The following is a 16067-nucleotide window of genomic DNA, read 5'->3' as shown; positions in this document are numbered from 1 at the left end:
GCCCGAACGTGCATCATAATGGGGCTCGCTGACTACTTCGCACTCGACGACCACGACACCGACGTCCGGACCGAGACGCTCGCGGGCGTGACGACGTTCTTCGCGATGTCGTACATCGTCCTCGTCAACCCAGCGACGCTCGGGCAGGCAATCTCCATCCCCGGGTACACCGGCGACCAAGTCCAGCAGATGCTGGCGGTCGTCACCATCCTCTCGGCGTTCGTCGCGACCACGGTGATGGCGCTGTACGCCAACCGCCCGTTCGCGCAAGCGCCCGGCCTCGGGCTCAACGCCTTCTTCGCGTACACCGTCGTCATCGGGCTCGGCATCCCGTGGCAGGTCGCGCTCGCCGCGGTGTTCGTCGAAGGCATCATCTTCATCCTGCTGACCGCCGCCGGCGCCCGCAAGGCCATCATCCGCGCGTTCCCCGAACCCGTCAAGCTCGCGGTCGGCGCGGGCATCGGCGGCTTCCTCGCGCTCATCGGCCTCCAGGAGATGGGCGTCGTCGCCGCCGACCAGGCGACGATGGTCACGCTCGGCCAAATCGCCACCGACCCCGCCGCGACGCTGGCCGTCGCCGGGCTGTTCTTCACGCTCGCGCTGTACGCCCGCGGCGTCCCCGGCTCCATCGTCGTCGGCATCCTCGGCACGACGGTCGCCGCCTACGTCATCGAGTGGGCCGGCGTCGTCGCGCCGGGCACGCTCACGACGTCCATCACGGGCGCCCAGTACGACATCACGCCGCTGGCGGGCGCGTTCGTGGACGGGCTCGTCGGCGCGCCCGCGGAGGGCATCGACGTGTTCGCGTTCGCGCTCATCGTGTTCACGTTCTTCTTCGTGGACTTCTTCGACACCGCCGGCACGCTCGTCGGCGTCGGACAGGTCGCGGGCTTCCTCGACGAGGACGGCAACTTCCCGGACATCGACAAGCCGCTGATGGCCGACGCAATCGGCACCACGGTCGGCAGCATGCTCGGGACCTCGACGGTCACCACGTACATCGAGTCCGCGACCGGCGTCGAAGAGGGCGGCCGCACCGGCCTCACCGCGCTCGTCGTTGCGCTGCTGTTCCTCGCGAGCCTCGTGGTCGTCCCGCTGGCGGCCATCGTCCCGCTGTACGCCAGCCACATCGCGCTGGTCGTCGTCGGCGTCATCATGCTCGCGAACGTCACCGACGTCGCGTGGGACGACATGACGTACGCGATTCCCGCCGGCCTCACCGTCTTCGTGATGCCGTTCACGTACAACATCGGCTACGGCATCGCCGCCGGCATCGTCTCCTACCCCGTCGTGAAGGTCGCCGTCGGCGAGTACGACGAGGTCTCCGCCGGCCAGTGGCTGCTCGCGCTCGCATTCGTCGTCTACTTCTACGTCCGCACCAGCGGCACGCTCGCTGCCGCGGTCTGAGCGCCGTCCGCCGCATCCCCGGCTTCTTTGCGTCGTCGCCGCGTACGTGCGGGCGTGACACTCGAACTCTACAAGCTCCCGGGCTGCCCGTACTGCGCGAAAGTCGAGACGAAGCTCGACGAACTCGGCCTCGACTACGTCGAACACGAGGTCCCGAGCTCGCACAGCGAGCGCGGCGAAGTCGAGGAGGTCAGCGGTCAGACCGGCGTCCCCGTCCTCGTAGACACCGACCACGGCATCGAGGGGATGCCCGAGAGCGACGACATCGTCGAATACCTCGAAGAGACGTACGGCGCGTAACGGCGTTTTTGCCGCTGAGAGAATCTGTGGTCAGGCTTCCGACTGCGCGCCGCGGTCGGCGAGCAGGTCGCGGAACTCGTCGGAGTCCTCGACGTCTTCGAGTTCCTCGCGCTCGACGATGGCGGTGTCGTCCACGGAGTCCCGGGAGGCCTCGTCGACGACGTAGACGGCGCGGGTGTGCGTAATCGAGCCGAGCGAACTCATGATGCGGGCGCGCTTGACCGCGGCGTCCGTGAACGACGAGTGCCCCGTCAGCACGCGGTCCGCGCCGGAGGCGTCCTCGCTGACGGCTTTGAACGGCGCGCGATCCGTCGGGTGGACCTCGAAGCCGACGCGCGCCAGCACGGAGAGCACGGGCACGTCCTCGGGGTCGGCTTCGGGGTCGTCAGGGGTGGGTTCGGCGTCCCGGACTTCCTCCGCGCCGTCCATCACCGACACCGGCGAGGTGAGGTCGCCGCCGAACAGCTCCTCCAGCTCCATCGCGACCTCGATGCTGGCGTTCATGCCGTCCTCGTACTTCGAGACGGTGCGCCGGGAGACGCCGAGCTGGTTGGCGAGCTGGCCGAGGCTCAAGTCCTCGTTCTGCCGGCGGTCCGCGAGCACGTCGCCGTCGATGTTCACGTAGAGGCCGCCCGGCGCCGCGTAGATGAGCGGCGGGACGCCCTCCACGAAGAAGTCCATCGCGGTGTCGGGGCTGAGCACGGGGACGCCGTGGCGGAAGTAGACGACGCCCGGTTTGAGTTCCTCGTCACGGGTTCGCAGGCCGATGACCATCGGGGTGGCGTCGAGGTAGGTGCCGAGCCGCCGCATCTCCGCGCCGGTCGGCGCGTCGAAGGCGTCGATGTTGCCCAGAATCTTCACGAGGATGACGTCCTCGTCGCGGCGGGCGGCCACGTCGAAGCTCTTGGGCCGCGTCGCACACCGGTCGCTCACCGTGAACCCCGCGTCCGCGAGCATGGCGGTGACGTTCTCGATGAGTACCGACCGTGACATACACGAGGGTAAGCCGTCGGCCACATATATGCGTTGTGCCGATACGGCGGCGCTTCCCCGCGGTTTCGGTCATTCGTCGGTCACTATCCCCGCTCGGGGACCGGAAGCGCGAAAGGTGCGCGGGTCCTACGGGCGCGCCGAATGACGGTCGTCGCCCTCGACGACACGGACTCCCGCGACCGCGGGATGTGTACGACGTACGCCGCTCACCTCGTCGCCGAGCGGCTGCGCGAGCGCGGGGCGAGCGTCGAGCGCGTGCTGCTCGTGCGCCTGAACCCTGCCGTCGAGTACAAGACCCGCGGGAACGCCGCGCTCGCCGTCCACGCCGACGTCGACCCCGGAGTGGGGTTGGCCGTCGCGGAGGAGGTCGTCGGCGAGGTCGCGGAGACTGACGACCCCCGGACGAACCCGGGCGTCGTGGTCGCGCCCGAAGCCGACGCGCCCGAGCCAATCACGGAGTTCGCCGAGCGCGCGATGCGAGCGCACCTCGACCCCGGCGAGGCGAAGTCGCTGGCGGCCGCACACGGCTACGAGACCGCACAGTGGGAGAACGGCCGCGGCGTCGTCGGCGCGCTCGCCGCCGTCGGCGCGTGGACGGCCTTCGAGGACTGGACGCACGAGCGCATCGACTACCGCGAGCCGGACCGCTGGGGGACCGAGCGCGACGTGGACGCCGAGAGCGTGTTCGCCGCCGCGAACGCCGCCTACCCTGACGCGTGGGACACCGTGGACCGCGAGGAGGGCGAGCTGGTCTGCGTGCCGCACACGCCCGGCCCCATCCTCTACGGCATCCGGGGCGACGACGCCGAGACCGTCGCCGACCTCGCGGATTCCATCGAGAGCGAGCCGGTCCACGCCAGCGAGCTGTTCGTGACGAATCAGGGGACTGATGCCCACCTCCGCGCGGCCGACGTCGCTGACCTCGAAGACGGCCGCGCGTACCGCACGGACGCGACCGTCGTCGGGGAGCCCGAGACGCGGCGCGGCGGCCACGTCTTCGTCCCGGTGGAGGACGACGGTGCGCGCGTGGAGTGCGCGGCGTTCGAGCCGACCAAGCGGTTCCGCGACCGCGTGCGCGCGCTCCGACCCGGCGACCGCGTCACGGTCTGCGGCGAGGTCAGCGACGGCACGCTCAAGTTAGAGAAGTTCGCCGTCAGGAGCCTGAACGAGACGGAGTCGGTGACGCCGCAGTGCCCGGACTGCGGGACGTCGATGGAGAGCGCGGGCGCCGGGCAGGGCTACCGCTGCCGGGACTGCGGGACGAGCGCGCCCGGGAAAGTCGAGCGCGCCGTCGACCGCGACCTCGACGCGGGCTGGTACGAGGTGCCGCCGTGCGCGCGCCGCCACGTCGCCAAGCCCCTGATTCGGGGCGACTGGGACGCCCCGACTCACCCCGAGCGGTAGCCCGGGTTGAGGAATAAGTCTCTTTCGCCGCTTGTTACTCACTCGCAGGCAGCCACAACGCTTTATCCCGGTACGCGCCCTACGTGCAACTATGCGCCCGGACCGCCGTACCCCCGACGAGGCTGGCGTCGCTCGCGAGACGACCGACAGCGAGACCGCTGCGGGCCGACTCGCCGCGCACGTCGAAGTGCAGGACGGCGAGCGGGCGTGTACCCTCTTCCCCGCGAACGCCGACGGCGACGAACTCGTCACCTCGTGGGTGACCGCGGAGGGCGACGCGTTCGTCTCCGTCGCGGACTGCCGGTAGTCACTTCTTCAGGCCGCTGCCCGTCAGCGCGACGACAACGTCGTCGTCGCGTTCGAGGACGCCGCGCTCCCGGTACGCTTCGAGGCCGGCGACACCCACCGCGCTCGTCGGCTCCACGTAGAACCCGCGCTCGTGGAGCGCGTCCAGCGCTCTTTCGGTCGCCTCGGCGTTGCACGCGATGGCGTCGCCGTCGGTCGCCTCGATGGCGTCCAGTATCTGGTCCTCGCGCGCGGGCGCTCGAATCTGGATGCCGTCCGCGACGTCGTTCATCCCCGCTTCCTCGGCGCCGTGGAGTTCCTCGACGAGTGGCGCGACGCCGGTCGCCTGCACGCCGAGCAGCCGCGGCACCGACTCCGTCCAGCCCGCCGCTTCGAGCGCGCGGAAGCCGCGGTACGCGCCGAGGAACAGCGTCCCGTGCCCGAGCGGCAGCACCACCGCGTCCGGCGCCGTCCAGTCGCGTTGCGCCGCGAGTTCGAGCGCGAACGTGGACGTCCCCGCGTAGAACGCCGGGTTCCACGCGTGGCTCGCGTACCACGCGTCCCCACCGACCGCTTCGTCTACGCAGGCGTCGGTCACGTCCTGCCGGCTTCCCTCGATTCGCACCGCGTTTGCGCCCGCGGCCTCGATGGCGTCGAGTTTCGACTGCTTCGCGTCCGCCGGCACGTAGATGTCGGCGTCGATACCGGCGCGCGCGGCGTACTGCGCGATGGCCGCCCCGGCGTTCCCCGAGGAGTCCTCCACGACGCGCTCGACGCCCAGTTCGGCCGCCCGCGACAGCGTCAGCGACGCGCCGCGGTCCTTGTAGCTCCCCGACGGGAACACGTAGTCCAGCTTGAACTGCGCGTCCCAGTTCTCGGACTCGGCCAGCGGCGTCCACCCCTCCCCGAGCGTGACCTCCGCGCCAATCGGCAGGAACTCGTCGAACGCCCACAGGCCCTCGCGGGGGTCGATGTCCGGCTCGTCGCTGTCCGGCAGCGGCTGCTCGGCGAAGTCCAGCGCGTGCCCGCACTCGCAGCGCCACGGCTCTGACGAGCCGGATTCGTAGGTTCGACCGCAGGAACGGCATTCGAGCATACTCCCGAGAACGAGGACGAGCCACCTGAGCGTGGCGATGGACGAGCATCCGCGAGCGCCCGAGGCGCTACGCGCCTCGGTTTGCGCGAACGGGGAGCGTAGCGACCCGTGAGCCGCCGGCGCGAGCGGTTCACTCGCGGCGAAGCCGCGAGGCCGACGACCGAACGGAGCGAAGCGAAGTGAGGGAGGAGTGCTTTTTCCGCAAGTTTTTGCAAGCGAGCGGCCGCAGGCCGCGAGCGCAGGAAAAAGTGCGTGTTTAGTATTTGTCCACGTCCGTCCCCACGGAACAGACGTACTCGCCGGTGGCGACCTGCGGGAGCCGCCGGGAGCGCCAGAAGACGCCGTCGTTGTCGGCGGTGACGGTGGCTTTGAGAGTGCCGAAGACGTCGGTCACTTCGAAGAGGGTGTCGCCGGCGCGGACGTCGTCGCCGAGGGCCTGCTTGTACTCGACGATGCCGCCGACGGGGGAGCCGTAGCGGTCGAAGTCCTTCGCGCGGGTCTGACGCTCGGTCTCGACGTCGCCGTCGAGGAAGCCGTAGTAGCGGAGGACGTTGAACACGCCGTCGACGCCGTACTGGATGGATTCCTCGTCGAAGCCGACGGCGCCGCCGAGTTCGGGGTCGACGGTGGGGATACCTTCGGCGGGGCCGGCGCGCGCGAGCTGTCCCTCGGGGCCCTTCTGGTCGAGGACGTGGCCGCAGCCGAACACCTTCGCGAGTTCGAGGCAGTCGCCGTGGAGGCGGTGGTGGCGGCCGCAGCGCACGCGCACCTCGTTGAGCATCCGGGAGGTCGAGCCCTGGTGGAGGTCCAGAATGAGGTCGGCGTCCTCGGCGGCGGAGAAGGTGGCGTGGGCGATGCGCTCGGAGGACGAACCGTTCGCGCTGCCGGGGTACGCGCGATTGAGCTTCGTGTCGTCGATGGGGTTGCGGTGCTCCGCGACCTGGAACGCGTGGAAGTTCGTGACGCCGACGACGCGGACTTCGCCCGCGAGCTCGGCGGGGTCCAGCTGGGGGAGGACGCGGCGGAGCACGCCGACGCCGTTCAGTTCGTCGCCGTCGCTTGCGGCCTGCATGTAGAGGGTCTTCCCGTCGCGTTCGCCGTTCACGACCGCGACCGGGAGGCCGACTGCGGTGCCGTCCCGCATCTCGCCCACGGTGAGCCGACCGGTGTCGAACTCCCCGGGGTCCGCGGACGCCGTGCCGAGCGTAGTCATTACAGTAATCCCACGCACGCGTGGCCTTGAGCGGTTCGGTCCCGGAATCGGCGCAGTTTTCACGCGCCCCACCGAACCCCCGAGTATGTCCGAGCGGTCCGAGCGGCCGGCCGACGCGGCGTCCGACCGCCCCGGCGTCGACAACTTCGTGCGCGCGCTCGGCGTCGTGACGCAGGCGAAACGCGGGTTCGCGGTCGGCCTGCTGGTCGCCGTCGCGACGTACTACTTCTTCGTCGTGGCGTCGGGCGGGTCGCCGTACTCGACGGCGTACCTGGTCGCGCTGGCGGCCGTGCTGGCGTTCACCGTCGGCCTGCTGGCGACGTTCGCGTTCACTGCCGGCGCTGCCTACCGGCTCTACCGCCGGCTGGAGTAGTTGGCTCGCCGAAGAAAGCCTATTGTACGCGGACCTGCTCGGTTCCGAGGATGGCAGAAGACGACTTCCCGACCCGCCTCGCCGCGTACACCGGCGACGACGCCGACGGCGGGGAGGGACTCCCGTCGGCGTCCGCCGTCGTCGCCGGCGTGCTCGCGCCGCTGCGCGGGGCGGACAAGTCGCCGGGCGGGAAGCGCTTCGACGTCGCAGAGACCAGCCACGCCGACAAGCGCTACGCGTTCGCGTGCCCGGTCGAGCTCGCGGGCACTGACTGCACGGCTCGGCTGGTCGTCCGGCGCGAGGACGGCTACGTGTACGCCCGCCACGGCGTCCACCCACCGGAGAGCGGCGGGCTCCTGTCTCGCGTGCGGGGCGGCAAGTCCGGGTACGACGCGCTCGGCGTCGACGCCGACTTGGTCGCTCGGCTCGCGAAGCGGAGGCGGAAGGTCGTCGCCAACGGCGTCGATTCGCGGGTCGCGACGCCGCGGATGACCGACGAGCCGGTCGGCTTCGAGTTGCGCTTCGAGACGGCAGACACTGCGGTCTTGTCGGTCACTGGCTACACGGACGGCCGCGACTACCTCTCGGTGCCGCTGCCGGACCTCGCGCTCCGCGCGGTCGCCGCCGAGCGCGCCGTCCTGGACTGACTCACGCGGACGCGAGGTCGCGGAGGCGGTCGGCGCTCGCGCGCGTCCCCTTCGCCAGCAGCACGTCGCCGGCCGCAATCCCGGTCTCGGGGCCGGGCTGGACGACCCACTCGTCGGTCTCGGCGTCCGGCCGCCGCACCGCGATGACGCGCATCCCGGTCTCGGTCGCGACCTCCTCCCCGCCGAGCGTCGCGCCGTCGAGCGCGCTGTCGGCTTCGACGGTCTCCCGAACGATGACCTCGTCGGACTCCTCGACGGCTTCCTGCACGACGACGTGGGTGTCCAGCCCGCGCAGCACCCCCTCGCTGATTTCCACCGCGGCGTCGCTGATGACCTCCGTCGCGGTGGCGATGTGGACGAGCCCGCGCAGCGAGACGGGGTCCTCGACGCGGCTGGCCGCCCGCAGCGTCCACGCCTCGAAGCGGGACTTCAGCGCGTCTACTTCGGCTTCCAGTTCGACGACCTCCGCGGCGAGGTCCGTGGAGTCGAACAGCACCGCGCCGTACGCGAGGTCCACGGAGAGCTCGCTCATGTTCTTCATCGTCACCACGGAGTCGACGGCGCGTTCGAGGTCGTCGATGGCCGGCTCGGGGACCGCCGGGGGCTCGTAGGCGTCGCCGGTCGCGGTCTCGTAGACGCCGCCGATGCGCTCGTCGGGGCCGCGCAGCAACAGCACGTCGCCGCCGAGCAGTTCCGTGTCGCGGTTGGGGTTCAGCAGCCAGTCGCCGCCGCGCCGAATCGCGAGCACGCGCACGCCGGTCTCGGTTTCGAGGTTCACGTCCAGCAGCGTGCGGCCCGCGTAGTCGGAGTCGGCGGCCAGCTCCGCGCGCACCAGCGACTCGACGGCCTCCGGGAGCGCCGCGCGAATCGCCTCGGGCACGCGGATGTCGTCGAGGACGACCTTCGCGATGTCGCCCGCGGCGTCGCTAATCTTCTCGGCGGCGCCGACGACGCCCAGCACCGGCGCGAGCGTCTCCGCGTCCTCGGGGTTGCGCGCGGCCATCAGGAGGCTCATCCGCGCGCGCAACTGGAGGACGTCCATGCGCTCTTCGAGCTTGAGGACTTCCGCGGCCACGTCGTCGCTGCCGTGCAGCACCGCCGAGTAGGAGAGGTCGATGAGGAGCTCGGCGGTGTCTTTCATCTCCGCGAGGAGGGCTTTCACGCTCGCGGGCTCGTACTCGACGCGGCCGCTCATGGCCCCGGGTTCGCTCCCGGTCCCGAAAAACGTTCGCGTCGGCCGGGTCGAGTGCCGCCCGCGCCCGCCGATTTCGTGTTACACGTTCACACGAAACGCCCGATATGCGTTCCCACGCGCAATATTTTCGTAGACGACCGTGAAGGAAACCGACACCCATTAAGTAGAACGGTCAAGAACGCAGGCACATGGCCGACGAACTCAAGAAGGGTCTGGAAGGTGTGCTCGTCGCGGAGTCCGAGCTGAGCTACATCGACGGCGACGAGGGCAAACTCGTCTACCGCGGGTACACCATTGAGGACCTCGCGCGCGGCGCGAGCTACGAGGAAGTCCTCTACCTGCTCTGGCACGGCCGCCTCCCCAACCGGGAGGAACTCGACGCGTTCAGCGAGGAGATGACCGCCCACCGCGAACTCGACGACGACGTCCTCGACCTCGTCGCGGACCTCGCGGCCGCCGACGAGGATCCGATGGCGGCGCTGCGCACTGCGGTCTCGGAGCTGTCGGCGTTCGACCCGGACGCCGACGCCGACCCCACGGACCGCGAGGCGAACCTCCGGAAGGGCAAGCGCATCACCGCCAAGATTCCCACCATCGTCGCGGCGTTCACGCGCCTGCGCGACGGCGACGACCCGGTCGCGCCCCGCGACGACCTGAGCCACGCGGCGAACTTCCTCTACATGCTCAACGACGAGGAGCCCGACGACGTGCTCGCGGACGTCTTCGACCAGGCGCTGGTCCTGCACGCCGACCACGGGCTGAACGCGTCGACGTTCTCCTCGATGGTCACGTCCAGCACGCTCGCGGACCTCCACTCCGCGATTACGTCGGCCGTCGGCACGCTCGGCGGCAGCCTCCACGGCGGCGCGAACGCGAACGTCATGCGGATGCTCCAGGAAATCGACGAGTCCGGCAAGGAGCCCGTCGACTGGGTCGCCGACGCCCTCGACGAGGGGCGTCGCGTCGCCGGGTTCGGCCACCGCGTCTACAACGTCAAGGACCCGCGCGCGAAGATTCTCGGCGAGCGCAGCGAGGAGCTCGGCGAGGCCGCCGGCGACACGAAGTGGTACGAGATGAGCGTCGCCATCGAGGAGTACGTCAGCGAGGAGAAGGGACTGGCGCCGAACGTCGACTTCTACTCCGCCTCGACGTACTACCAGATGGGCATCCCCGTGGACATCTACACGCCCATCTTCGCGATGTCCCGCGTCGGCGGCTGGATCGCTCACGTCCTCGAACAGTACGAGGACAACCGCCTCATCCGTCCGCGCGCCCGCTACGTCGGCGAGGAGGAACAGGAGTTCGTGCCGGTCGACGAGCGGTAAGCCGCTCACTCTCCGCTCGCGGAGCGAGCGGGCCGACGAGCGACTAACGCGCGAGCACCGCGAGCGCGGCTGGAGCGAGGAGTGCTTTTGGCGGAGCTTTTGCCGAGCGACCGTAGGGAGCGCAGCGCAAAAGGTCCTGGACAACCGCCTCATCCGCCCGCGCGCCCGCTACGTCGGCGAGGAGGAGCGGGAGTTCGTGCCGGTCGACGAGCGGTAATTGCGGACCGGCTCCGAATCACCTGTTTTTTCGGTCGGTGGTCGCCGCGCTGGGGAGACTGGCGTAAGAATTTCGTCGCTTCCGTCAGACGCCCCGCAGTCCCGCACTTTCACTTTCACCGCGCTTTGGTCGCTTTTATCACCATCGCGCTCCTCGTCGTAATCGTCACACGCTCCGTCCCCCGTATTCTTGGCGCACACCACCAACCGTTAACAGCGACTGCGTCGTAGCCGCGAGCATGATCGCACTCGACGACGTGCTCGACGCCCGCGAGCGCGTCGCTGACGTCGCTCGACACACCCCGCTGGACTACTCCAACACGTTCTCCCGGATGACCGGCGCGGAGGTCCACCTGAAACTGGAGTGCTTCCAGCGGACGGGCTCGTTCAAGATTCGCGGCGCAACCAACCGCGTCCGCACGCTCTCGGAGACCGAGCGCGACGCCGGCGTCGTCACCGCCTCCGCGGGCAACCACGCGCAGGGCGTCGCGCTGGCGGCCTCCCGGTCGGGCGTCGATTCGAAGGTGGTGATGCCCGAGACCGCCCCCATCTCGAAAATCAAGGCGACGAAGAGCTACGGCGCGGAGGTCGTCCTCCACGGCATCGACTACGACGCCGCCCAGACGCACGCCCACGAACTCGAAGACGAGGAGGGTCGCACCTACGTCCACGCGTTCGACGACGAGCACGTGATGGCCGGACAGGGGACGCTCGGCCTCGAAATCGTGGACGACCTCCCCGAACTCGACACTGTCGTCGTCCCCATCGGCGGCGGTGGGCTCATCTCCGGCGTGGCGACCGCCGTGAAGGCCCACGACCCCGACGTTCGCGTCGTCGGCGTGCAAGCCGAAGGCGCCTCAACTGTGGCCTCCTCGCTCCAGAAGGGCGAGCCGCAGGCCGTCGATTCCGTGGACACCATCGCGGACGGCATCGCCGTGCGCCGGGTCGGCGAGCAGACGTTCCCGGTCATCCGCGAGCGCGTCGACGAGGTCGTCACCGTCTCCGACGACGAAATCGCGACCGCGCTGATGCTGCTGCTCGAACGCGGGAAGACGCTCGTCGAGGGCGCGGGCGCGACGCCGCTGGCCGCGCTGCTGGAGGGGAAGTTCGTCTACGAAGACGACGAGGTCATCGTGCCCGCGCTCTGCGGCGGGAACATCGACCTCAACCTCCTCACGACGGTCATCATGCGCGGGCTCGTCGACCAGGGCCGCTACGTGAAGGTCCGCACCGTCCTGAAGGACCGCCCGGGCGCGCTCAACGACCTCCTCGACATCGTCGCGGACGAGCGCGCGAACATCTACGCCATCCAGCACGACCGTACGAACCGCGACATTGCGATGAACGCCACCGAGGTCGAACTCGACCTCGAAACGCGGGGCCCCGAGCACGTGGACGCCCTCCTGAACCGCATCCGCGAGGAGGGCTTCGAGGTCACTGTCCTCAACGGCCCGCGGCCCCAGTAGGTCACGCGGGCACGACCGCGTACTCGACGGTGAGGAACTGCGCGCCGCACAGCCACATCTCGTGGGTCGCCAGCGCCACCGCATCGCCGTCTGTCGGGTCGTCGATTTCTGCGGGCGCGCTCACCGACCCGTCTGTCGGCCACACGCGGAACCGCTGGTCCGCCGGGAGCGCGAATCCGACGGGCGGCGTGACCCAGTAGAGCCCCGGGTCGCCGGGCGCTCGCGTCGTCAGTTCCACGCCCGTCGCGTCGCCCGCGCCGAGGTGGCCGATGCGAAGCACCGTCGAGAGGTTGCCGCCGGGCAGCGGCGCCGCGATGTTCACGAACCGCTCGCCGTCGCGCTCGTGGCTCGCGTACAGCGCCACGAACACCGCGTCGCCGGCCTCGTCCGTGCGAATCCACGCCCGCGCGCCGTCCCGCGGGTCGGCGTCGGGGGCGAGCGCGACGAACTCGCTGTCCAGTCGGTGCCACTCGTCGTCGCTCGGCCCCGGGAGGTTCAACTGGCGGACGTAGCTCGTCACGGGCGCCGCGAGCGCCGCGCCCGTCCGGAACGGCCGATGCCAGCGCGCGCGGAACAGCATCTCGTACTCGGTCGTGCGCTCGTAGAACCGCCGCACGTCGCCCGCGACGCGCTCGGGGTCGAAGCCGGCGCACGCGAACTCGGCCATGTCGTCCATCTCGCCGATAGGTGGGCGTTCGCCCCCCGCGAGCCCGCGCCGCGCCACGTAGTCCGCGCCGACTCGAATCCCGCCGGTCACTGGACTGAATGGTACGTCGCGCGCTCGCCACGCCGCACCACCGGCCAGCGCCGCGGCGACGCCAGCGGCGACTGTTCGGCCACGCATACGCTCGCTTGCGGGCGAACGGACACGAATCTGGTGGCTCGCGTCCCCCCGCTCGGCGGCCGTCGCCGAGCGCTGACGCCGGTCTTTAATACGTGTGACCGCGACGCCTCGGACATGAAACGCATCATCGACACTCCCGACGCGCCCGCCGCGGTCGGCGCGTACAGCCAGGCGACGACCGACGGCGACCTCGTGTTCACCGCCGGCCAGATTCCCCTGACGCCGGAGGGCGACCTCCTCGACGACGAACCCATCGCCACCCAGACCCGACAGAGCCTCGAGAACGTCAAGGCCATCCTCGAAGCCGAGGGCCTCACGATGCAGGACGTGCTCAAGGTATCGGTGTACCTCGACGACATCGACGACTTCGACGAGATGAACGACGCGTACGAGGAGTACTTCCAGGACAACCCGCCCGCCCGCTCCGCGCTGGAAGTGTCGGCGCTCCCGAAGGGCGCGGCCGTCGAAATCGAAGCCGTCGCCGCCCAGCGCGACTAGATGGACCGCTCCACGTTGGACACGCTGGCGTGGGGCGCCGTCGGCGCGCTCGCGTTCCTCGTGCTCGCGCAGGGCTACCGGCTGTTCGCCGAGGACGGCGTCGGCTTCCTCCCCCTGCTCGGCGTCGCCGTCGTCGTCTTCGCAGCGTCCTCGCTGGTCGCGCACCTCGCGGCCACCCGCCTCCGCTGACGCGAAAAGAAGGGTTTAAACGACAGACCCGGATAGGGTACGACGGGCCGGGATGGCCGAATGGCAAAGCGCACGCCTGGAAAGCGTGTCCCCTTACGGGGTTCAGGGTTCAAATCCCTGTCCCGGCGCTTCTCTGGAGACTCACCGCTGAGCAGCGCGTCTCGTCGCGCTGCGGTCGTGAGTATCCTGTGAGCGGCGCAGGGATTTGAACTCTGGAAGTCGCAGCCCGCGTGGTTCGAAAGACGGCTTTGCCGTCTTTCGTCATCACGAGAGAGCTCCGCTCTCTCGAACGACAGCGAAGCGAGCAGGACCGTCTTCCTCCAGTTCAAATCCCTGTCCCGGCGTCTTCGTACCTTTTTACTCCTCGGGTGCGCTCGCTTCGCTCGCGCACCGCTCGTCGCAAAAATCTACGCTAAAAACTCCCCGCGAGCCTCCGGCTCGCGGTGAAACGCGCGGCGAAGCCGCGCGTATGCTCATTTAGGACCCACTATCAGCGCGGCCCCAGCGTTCTTCTCGTCGGCTGGCGAAGGACACGGTATGAGTTCGGACACGCCCGTACCGGTCGAGGAGGACGAGGAGTACGTCGTGGACGTCGAGAGCATCGGCGAGGAGGGCGACGGCGTCGCGCACGTCGACGACTTCGTGGTGCTGGTGCCCGAGGGCGACATGGGCGACCGGGTGCGGGTGCGCATCGACCGCGTGACGCCCGACTACGCGATGGCGGAGCTACTCGACCACGAGTCCGACGTCGCGTAACTTAAAGGCCGGTTCGGCGCCCCCGTCTCGTGTGAACGACTACCACGGAGTTCGGCGCCTGTGGTGATTTTTCGCGGGAGTCAGGCCGTATCTCGCGTTCGTCGCCGAGCGCGACTCCGCACTCGACAGAAACTTTTATATAGAATCACAATCAATCTATCAGGTACCTATGGCACAACAGCAGCAGCGGATGCAGGGTCAGCCCATGATCATCATGGGAGACGACGCCCAGCGCGTGAAGGACAAGGACGCTCAGGAGCACAACATCTCCGCGGCGCGAGCCGTCGCGGACGCCGTCCGCTCCACGCTCGGGCCGAAAGGCATGGACAAGATGCTCGTCTCCTCGATGGGCGACGTCACAATCACCAACGACGGCGTCACCATCCTCCAGGAGATGGACATCGACAACCCGACCGCGGAGATGATCGTCGAAGTCGCCGAGACCCAAGAGGACGAGGCCGGCGACGGCACGACGACCGCGGTCGCCATCGCGGGCGAACTCCTCAAGAACGCCGAGGACCTCCTCGAGCGCGACATCCACCCGACCGCCATCATCAAGGGCTACAACCTCGCCGCCGAGCAGGCCCGCGAGGAAGTCGACAACGTCGCCATCGACGTCGACCCCGAGGACGAGGACCTCATCCGCAGCGTCGCCGAGACCTCGATGACCGGCAAGGGCGCCGAGCTCGACAAGGAGCTGCTCTCCGGCATCATCTACCAGGCCATCAATCAGGTCGCCGTCGAAGCCGCCGACGGCAGCACGGTCGTCGACGCCGCCAACATCAACGTCGAGACCCAGACCGGCCGCTCGGTCGGTGACTCCGAGCTCCTCGTCGGCGCCGCCATCGACAAGGACCCGGTCCACGACGAGATGCCCTCGGACGTCGAGGACGCCAAGATTCTCCTGCTGAACGAGGCCATCGAGGTCGAGGAAGCCGAAGCCGACACCTCGGTCAACATCGAGAGCCCCGACCAGCTCCAGTCGTTCCTCGACCAGGAAGAGGAGCAGCTCAAGCAGAAGGTCCAGCAGATTGTCGACACCGGGGCCAACGTCGTCTTCTGTCAGAAGGGCATCGACGACATGGCCCAGCACTACCTCGCGAAGGAGGGCATCCTCGCCGTCCGTCGCACCAAGAAGTCCGACATCGAGTTCCTGACGAACGTCCTCAACACGTCGGTCGTCACGGACCTCGACTCCGCGTCCGAGGCCGACGTCGCCAGCGGCTCCGTCTCCCGCGACGCCGAGGACGAGCTGTTCTACGTCGAGGGCCACGACGAGAACGCCCACGGCGTCACCATCCTCCTGCGCGCGTCCACCGACCACGTCGTCGACGAGCTCGAACGCGGCGTCACCGACGCGCTCGACGTCTCCGCGCAGACGCTCTCCGACGGCCGCGTCCTCCCCGGCGGCGGCGCCATCGAGGTCGAGGTCGCCGACCGCCTCCGCGACTTCGCGGACTCGGTCTCCGGCCGCGAGCAGCTCGCCGTCGAGGCGTTCGCTGACTCGCTCGAACTCGTGCCCCGCGTGCTCGCCGAGAACGCGGGCCTCGACTCCATCGACACGCTCGTCGACCTGCGCTCCGCGCATGAGTCCGGCGAGGAGCGCACCGGCCTGAACGTGCTCTCCGGCAACCTCGAAGACACCTTCGAGGCCGGCGTCGTCGAGCCCGCGCACGCCAAAGAGCAGGCGGTCACGTCCGCTTCCGAGGCCGCGAACCTCGTGCTCAAAATCGACGACATCATCTCCGCCGGCGACCTCTCCACCGACAAGGGCGACGACGAAGGTGGCGCCGGCGGCATGGGCGGCATGGGCGGCGGCATGGGCGGCATGATGTAAACCCACTTTTTGCCCTGCGCTCG

17 protein-coding genes and 1 tRNA gene are annotated in these 16067 nt (G+C 69.3%); 13 read left to right on the top strand and 5 right to left on the bottom strand.

All coding sequences use genetic code 11. The annotated features are described in order from the left end of the window. Positions 1-18: 18 nt before the first annotated feature. Positions 19-1407, top strand: a complete 1389-nt coding sequence (locus tag HHUB_RS11515; RefSeq protein ID WP_059057747.1) for an NCS2 family permease — start codon at positions 19-21, stop codon at positions 1405-1407. Between the two features lie 54 nt (positions 1408-1461). Beyond that, a complete protein-coding gene (locus HHUB_RS11510; protein WP_059057746.1) occupies positions 1462-1707 on the top strand; it encodes a glutaredoxin family protein in 246 nt (81 codons plus the stop codon). 30 nt (positions 1708-1737) lie between these two features. Here the strand turns inward: HHUB_RS11510 and HHUB_RS11505 are convergent, their stop codons facing one another. Then, the gene (locus HHUB_RS11505) at positions 1738-2700 is read right to left on the bottom strand and encodes a transcriptional regulator (RefSeq protein WP_059057745.1); all 963 of its coding nucleotides are present in this window, start codon (positions 2698-2700) and stop codon (positions 1738-1740) included. A gap of 141 nt (positions 2701-2841) precedes the next feature. Here HHUB_RS11505 and HHUB_RS11500 point away from each other — a divergent pair, with 141 nt between their 5' ends. Continuing rightward, positions 2842-4104, top strand: coding sequence for a tRNA(Ile)(2)-agmatinylcytidine synthase (locus tag HHUB_RS11500; RefSeq protein WP_059057744.1), 1263 nt, complete (start codon positions 2842-2844; stop codon positions 4102-4104). Positions 4105-4195: 91 nt separating this feature from the next. Beyond that, positions 4196-4411 carry a DUF7511 domain-containing protein gene (locus HHUB_RS11495; RefSeq protein WP_059057743.1) on the top strand — a complete coding sequence of 72 codons (216 nt, stop codon included), beginning with the start codon at positions 4196-4198 and terminating at the stop codon, positions 4409-4411. Here HHUB_RS11495 and HHUB_RS11490 read toward each other — a convergent pair whose 3' ends face one another. After that, positions 4412-5485, bottom strand: coding sequence for a pyridoxal-phosphate dependent enzyme (locus tag HHUB_RS11490; protein ID WP_059057742.1), 1074 nt, complete (start codon positions 5483-5485; stop codon positions 4412-4414). It abuts the gene before it with no gap. Positions 5486-5741: 256 nt separating this feature from the next. Next, positions 5742-6698 (bottom strand): succinylglutamate desuccinylase/aspartoacylase family protein, encoded by a 957-nt coding sequence (locus HHUB_RS11485; RefSeq protein ID WP_059057741.1) that lies wholly within the window; start codon positions 6696-6698, stop codon positions 5742-5744. Positions 6699-6783: 85 nt separating this feature from the next. Between HHUB_RS11485 and HHUB_RS11480 the strand changes: the two genes are divergently transcribed. Both HHUB_RS11480 and HHUB_RS11475 read left to right on the top strand, forming a co-directional pair. After that, the gene (locus HHUB_RS11480) at positions 6784-7071 is read left to right on the top strand and encodes a DUF7536 family protein (protein WP_059057740.1); all 288 of its coding nucleotides are present in this window, start codon (positions 6784-6786) and stop codon (positions 7069-7071) included. Positions 7072-7121: 50 nt separating this feature from the next. Beyond that, complete coding sequence (locus HHUB_RS11475; protein WP_059057739.1) at positions 7122-7718, top strand: hypothetical protein; 597 nt, start codon at positions 7122-7124, stop codon at positions 7716-7718. Between the two features lies 1 nt (position 7719). Here HHUB_RS11475 and HHUB_RS11470 read toward each other — a convergent pair whose 3' ends face one another. Next, positions 7720-8913 carry a potassium channel family protein gene (locus tag HHUB_RS11470; RefSeq protein WP_059057738.1) on the bottom strand — a complete coding sequence of 398 codons (1194 nt, stop codon included), beginning with the start codon at positions 8911-8913 and terminating at the stop codon, positions 7720-7722. 188 nt (positions 8914-9101) lie between these two features. On the opposite strand from HHUB_RS11470, the gene citZ reads away from it, so the two are divergent. Together citZ and ilvA are read left to right on the top strand one after the other, a co-directional pair. Next, entirely contained in the window at positions 9102-10238 is a 1137-nt protein-coding gene (gene citZ / locus HHUB_RS11465) for a citrate synthase (RefSeq protein ID WP_059057737.1), read from the top strand. 455 nt (positions 10239-10693) lie between these two features. Further along, positions 10694-11920, top strand: a complete 1227-nt coding sequence (ilvA, locus tag HHUB_RS11460) for a threonine ammonia-lyase (protein WP_059057736.1) — start codon at positions 10694-10696, stop codon at positions 11918-11920. A 1-nt stretch (position 11921) separates the two neighbouring features. On the opposite strand, the gene HHUB_RS11455 is transcribed toward ilvA, so the two are convergent. Further along, positions 11922-12764 (bottom strand): hypothetical protein, encoded by an 843-nt coding sequence (locus HHUB_RS11455; protein WP_143416388.1) that lies wholly within the window; start codon positions 12762-12764, stop codon positions 11922-11924. Between the two features lie 114 nt (positions 12765-12878). On the opposite strand from HHUB_RS11455, the gene HHUB_RS11450 reads away from it, so the two are divergent. From HHUB_RS11450 to thsB, 5 genes are all read left to right on the top strand, one after another. Continuing rightward, entirely contained in the window at positions 12879-13262 is a 384-nt protein-coding gene (locus tag HHUB_RS11450; protein ID WP_059057734.1) for a Rid family detoxifying hydrolase, read from the top strand. Beyond that, complete coding sequence (locus HHUB_RS11445; protein ID WP_059057733.1) at positions 13263-13451, top strand: hypothetical protein; 189 nt, start codon at positions 13263-13265, stop codon at positions 13449-13451. A gap of 46 nt (positions 13452-13497) precedes the next feature. After that, positions 13498-13579, top strand: a tRNA-Ser gene (locus HHUB_RS11440). Between the two features lie 409 nt (positions 13580-13988). Further along, positions 13989-14207: a TRAM domain-containing protein gene (locus tag HHUB_RS11435; protein ID WP_059057732.1), complete on the top strand. Its 219-nt coding sequence runs from the start codon at positions 13989-13991 to the stop codon at positions 14205-14207. A 169-nt stretch (positions 14208-14376) separates the two neighbouring features. Then, complete coding sequence (gene thsB / locus HHUB_RS11430; RefSeq protein WP_370683870.1) at positions 14377-16044, top strand: thermosome subunit beta; 1668 nt, start codon at positions 14377-14379, stop codon at positions 16042-16044. Positions 16045-16067 lie beyond the last annotated feature (23 nt).

The organism is Halobacterium hubeiense (assembly GCF_001488575.1).
Lineage (GTDB): Archaea > Halobacteriota > Halobacteria > Halobacteriales > Halobacteriaceae > Halobacterium > Halobacterium hubeiense.
Note: the sequence above shows the minus strand (reverse complement) of the source record. Positions and strands in the feature narration are given on the sequence as shown.